Genomic DNA, 4,255 nt, shown 5'->3' on the forward strand with positions numbered 1-4,255 from the left:
AGATCAACGTCACGCGCACGCCCACCATCCTGACGGTGGCCACGGTGCACGGCGGCGTCCGCTACAACATCATTCCCGACGACTTCACGCTGGCGGGCACGCTCCGGACGTTCGACCCGAACCTGCGCAAGGACGTGATGGCGCGAGCCGAGAAGGCGGTGGAGAGCATCGCCGCGCGGTATGGCGGCAAGGGCTCGATCGAGTGGGGCACGCCGAACCCGGTGACCACCAACGACCCGGCGCTGACGGCCAAGATGAAGCCAACGCTGGCGCGGGCCGCCCGCGGCAAGATCAAAGACGACATCGACTACATCACCGGCGCCGAAGACTTCTCGTACTACCAGCAGAAGGTCCCCGGGCTGTTCTACGACCTGACCATCGGCAACCCGCCGGGCGTGAACCACTCGCCGTTCTTCAACGTCGTGGATGAAGGCGCGATGGAAGTGGGCGTGCGCGCCCAGGTGCTGACGGCGCTCGATTTCCTGTCGACGGCTGGGAAGTAGGCGCTCGAACAACCTCCCCCGCCGCGCGGGGGAGGTTCTTACTGTCGCTCACGCCACGTCACGCTTGCCGCTCAAACGATCGTTCGGCACGCTGAACGCCGATAACAAGGCGGGAGGAACGCCGTGGCGGACGACATCGGCAAGATCGACGACCTGGGCTTCGACCCGGACGCGCTCGCTCGGAAGTACCGGGAGGAGCGCGACCGGCGGCTGCGCGCCGACGCCAACGAGCAGTACGTCGAGATCAAGGGGCGTTTCGCCCACTATCTCGAGGACCCCTACGTCGATCGGGAGCTCTCCCGCGCGCCGCTGACCGACGAGGTCGAGGTGGCGGTGATCGGCGGCGGGTTCGGCGGGCTGCTGGCCGGCGCGCGCCTGCGCGAGGCGGGGGTCAATGACATCCGCATCATCGAGAAGGGCGGCGACTTCGGCGGCACCTGGTACTGGAACCGGTATCCGGGCGCGGCCTGCGACATCGAGAGCTACATCTACCTGCCGCTGCTGGAGGAGGTGGGCTACATGCCCGTGGAGAAGTACTCCCGGGCGCCCGAGATCCTGCGCCACAGCCGGGCGATCGGCGAGAAGTTCGACCTCTACAGGAACGCCTGCTTCCAGACGGAGGTGACCGACCTCTCCTGGGACGAGGACGCCTCGCGCTGGATCGTGAAGACCAACCGCGGCGACGCCATGAAGGCGCGGTTCGTGGTCATGGCCAACGGGCCGCTGCACCGGCCGAAGCTGCCGGGCATTCCGGGCGTGGAGACGTTCAAGGGCCACTCCTTCCACACCAGCCGGTGGGACTATGACTACAGCGGCGGGGATTCCAACGGCGGCCTGACGGGCCTGAAGGACAAGCGGGTCGGCATCATCGGCACCGGCGCCACGGCGGTCCAGTGCGTGCCGCACCTGGGCGAGTGGTCGAAGCAACTCTACGTCTTCCAGCGGACGCCCTCGTCCATCGACGTTCGGGCCAACCGGCCGACCGATCCGGAGTGGGCCAAGAGCCTGCCGCCGGGCTGGCAGCAGCACCGGATGGACAACTTCAACCTCTTGGTCTCGGGCGGCTTCGCCGAAGAGGACCTGGTGAACGACGGCTGGACCGACATCATCGGCAACATCCTGCTGCTGGCGCGCCGCAAGGCCGAGGCGGGCGAGAAGGTCGAGAACCCCGCCGCCCTGATGCAGCTGGCCGACTTCAAGAAGATGGAGCAGGTCCGCGCCCGCGTGGACCAGATCGTCAAGGACAAGGCCACCGCCGAGGCGCTGAAGCCCTGGTACAACCAGTTCTGCAAGCGGCCATGCTTCCACGACGAGTACCTGGCGACCTTCAACCGGCCGAACGTGACGCTGGTGGACACCCAGGGGCGCGGCGTCGAGCGGATCACCGAGAACGCCATCATCGCCAACGGCCGCGAGTACGAGATCGACTGCCTGGTCTTTGCGACGGGGTTCGAGGTCGGCACCGACTACACCCGCCGCGCCGGCTACGAGGTGCACGGCCGGGGCGGGCTGACCCTGACGCAGAAGTGGAAGAACGGGGCCGAGACGCTGCACGGCCTGCTGAGCCGCGGCTTCCCGAACTGCTTCATCGTCTCGAACGTGCAGTCGGGCTTCTCGGCCAACTTCCCGCACATGATCAACGAGCAGGTGAAGCACATCGCCTACATCGTGAAGAACGCCGCCGAGCGGCAGGCACGCACGGTCGAGCCCTCCCAGGAGGCCGAGGAGGCTTGGGTCGACACCATCGTCAAGCTGTCGGTGATGCGCGAGCAGTTCCTGAAGGAGTGCACGCCCGGCTACTACAACAACGAGGGCAAGGTCGAGCTGATGAACAAGAAGAACAGCTCGTACGGCGCCGGCCCCGTAGCCTTCGCCAAGGTGCTCGAGGACTGGCGCGCCGAGGGGCAGCTGAAGGGCCTGGAGCTCAACTGAGCGTGACGTAGAGCTCGCTCTCGATCACCCACTGGCCGGTGACCTTACGCCAGACGGCAAGGTACCGGCCGCCCATCTTGGGCTGGCCCTTCCAGTCGGCGACCCAGCGGCCGGTCTCGGCCGCCCGCTCGCCGGCGGCGTCGGGTTCGACGCTTTCGGTTTCGCGGACATAGGTCACGAACGACGGATCGGCGAATTGGCCGGCGAAGGCTTCGATCACCTGATCCGCGCCCAGGATCAGGCCGCCGTCGCCGACGATCAGCTTCACGTCGGGCGCGAAGAAGGGCTTCAGCCGTGCGGCCTCATGCGCGGCGATCAGCTTGTTGGTCAGCCGCCGCCGGGCGCGGATGGCGTCCTCCGGCGCCGTGGCCATCAGGCCGGGTTCGCCTCGAGACGCTTGTCGAGGTAGTTCCCGACGCGGGTCTCCACCTCAGGCAGGTTCTCCATCCAGAAGTGGCTGGCGCCTTCCACGACCTCGTAGTCGATGACGATGCCCTTCTGGGTGCGCAGCTTGGAGACCACGCGCTCGACGTCGATCGGCGGCACGACGGTGTCGGCGGCGCCGTGCAGGATCAGGCCCGAGGCCGGGCAGGGGGCCAGGAACGAGAAGTCGTAGGCGTTGGTCGGCGGGCTGACCGAGATGAAGCCGTCGGTCTCGGGCCTGCGCATCAGCAGCTGCATGCCCACCCACGCGCCGAAGGAATAGCCGGCGACCCAGCACTGCGAGGCGGCCGGGTTGGTGGACTGAAGCCAGTCCAGCGCCGTCGCCGCGTCGGCCAGTTCGCCGATGCCGCCGTCGAACTCGCCCTGGCTGCGGCCCACGCCGCGGAAGTTGAAGCGCAGCACCGAGAAGCCGCGCTTCATGAAAATGTGGAAGAGCTGCACGGCCACCGGGTTGTTCATCTGGCCGCCCGCCTTGGGGTGCGGGTGCAGGATGAGGGCGACCGGCGCGGTCTCGCTCTTCCCCTGCGAATAGCGACCCTCGATCCGCCCGGCGGCGCCGGTCAGAACAACCTCTGGCATCTAGACCCCTCTTATCGGTCCTGAATACTTGACTGCTGCGCTGGGTCTTCCTAAGTCGCGACCATCCGGTTGCGACCCGGTTCCTAAGCCCCGCGCGAGGCGCCGGCTTGTAGCACAGGCCGCTCCGGATGCGCGCGAAAACTGCATCGAGCCCAAAGCCATGCGTCTCTCCACGAAAGGCCGCTACGCCGTCATGGCCATGGCCGACCTCGCCCGGCGAGAGGGCGAGGCCGCCCGCGCCGTCGCGCTGGCCGACATCGCCGCGCGCCAGGAGATCTCGCTGTCTTATCTGGAGCAGCTGTTCGCCCGCCTGCGCCGCAAGGGCCTGGTGAAGTCCGCCCGCGGCCCCGGCGGCGGCTACCGGCTGGCCCGCTCGCCCGACGCCACCACCATCGCCGAGATCGTCCACGCCGTGGACGAGCCGCTTCGCGCCACCCGCTGCAACCATCCGGGCAAGGGCTGCATGGTGAAGGGCGAGCGGTGCCTGACGCACGACCTGTGGGCCGACCTGGGCCGCCAGATCGAGGACTATCTCTCGTCCGTCAGCCTGGCCGACGTGATCGGCGGCCGGCTGCGCAATCCCCCGGTGGCGGCATGAGCCAGCCGGTCTACCTCGACCACAACGCCACGGCGCCGGTGCGGCCGGAGGCGATCGAGGCGGTGGTGAAGGCCCTGGGCGTCACCGGCAACGCCTCGTCCATCCACGCCTATGGCCGCGCCGCGCGGGCGATCCTGGAGGCGGCCCGCGAGGAGGTCGCCGGCCTGATCGGGGCGGCGCCCGCCAACGTCGTCTTCAC

At 68.2% G+C, this 4,255-nt stretch carries 6 protein-coding genes; 4 read left to right on the forward strand and 2 right to left on the reverse strand.

Translation table 11 applies throughout. The features are described from left to right. Positions 1–503: M20/M25/M40 family metallo-hydrolase (locus tag RIF93_RS19095; RefSeq protein ID WP_375163897.1), on the forward strand; the 503-nt coding region annotated here is incomplete at its 5' end. 123 nt (positions 504–626) lie between these two features. Next, entirely contained in the window at positions 627–2,435 is a 1,809-nt protein-coding gene (locus RIF93_RS19100) for an NAD(P)/FAD-dependent oxidoreductase (protein ID WP_309093035.1), read from the forward strand. On the opposite strand, the gene RIF93_RS19105 is transcribed toward RIF93_RS19100, so the two are convergent. Both RIF93_RS19105 and RIF93_RS19110 read right to left on the reverse strand, forming a co-directional pair. Then, entirely contained in the window at positions 2,428–2,808 is a 381-nt protein-coding gene (locus RIF93_RS19105) for a nuclear transport factor 2 family protein (protein ID WP_309093036.1), read from the reverse strand. The genes RIF93_RS19100 and RIF93_RS19105 overlap by 8 nt on opposite strands. Beyond that, positions 2,808–3,458 carry an alpha/beta hydrolase gene (locus tag RIF93_RS19110; protein ID WP_309093037.1) on the reverse strand — a complete coding sequence of 217 codons (651 nt, stop codon included), beginning with the start codon at positions 3,456–3,458 and terminating at the stop codon, positions 2,808–2,810. Before RIF93_RS19110 ends, RIF93_RS19105 begins: the two co-directional genes overlap by 1 nt. 160 nt (positions 3,459–3,618) lie before the next feature. Here RIF93_RS19110 and RIF93_RS19115 point away from each other — a divergent pair, with 160 nt between their 5' ends. Together RIF93_RS19115 and RIF93_RS19120 are read left to right on the forward strand one after the other, a co-directional pair. Continuing rightward, positions 3,619–4,056, forward strand: a complete 438-nt coding sequence (locus tag RIF93_RS19115) for an Rrf2 family transcriptional regulator (protein WP_309093038.1) — start codon at positions 3,619–3,621, stop codon at positions 4,054–4,056. Continuing rightward, the coding region (locus tag RIF93_RS19120) for an aminotransferase class V-fold PLP-dependent enzyme (RefSeq protein ID WP_309093039.1) at positions 4,053–4,255 on the forward strand (203 nt) is incomplete at its 3' end. The genes RIF93_RS19115 and RIF93_RS19120, both read left to right, overlap by 4 nt.

The organism is Phenylobacterium sp., from assembly GCF_031181185.1.
Classification (GTDB): Bacteria; Pseudomonadota; Alphaproteobacteria; order Caulobacterales; family Caulobacteraceae; genus Phenylobacterium.

Coding starts and splice junctions, on each gene's coding strand:
- RIF93_RS19105 (WP_309093036.1), bottom strand. CDS start 2,808: ATGGCCACGGCGCCGGAGGACGCCATCCGCGCCCGGCGGCGGCTGACC.
- RIF93_RS19110 (WP_309093037.1), bottom strand. CDS start 3,458: ATGCCAGAGGTTGTTCTGACCGGCGCCGCCGGGCGGATCGAGGGTCGC.
- RIF93_RS19115 (WP_309093038.1), top strand. CDS start 3,619: ATGCGTCTCTCCACGAAAGGCCGCTACGCCGTCATGGCCATGGCCGAC.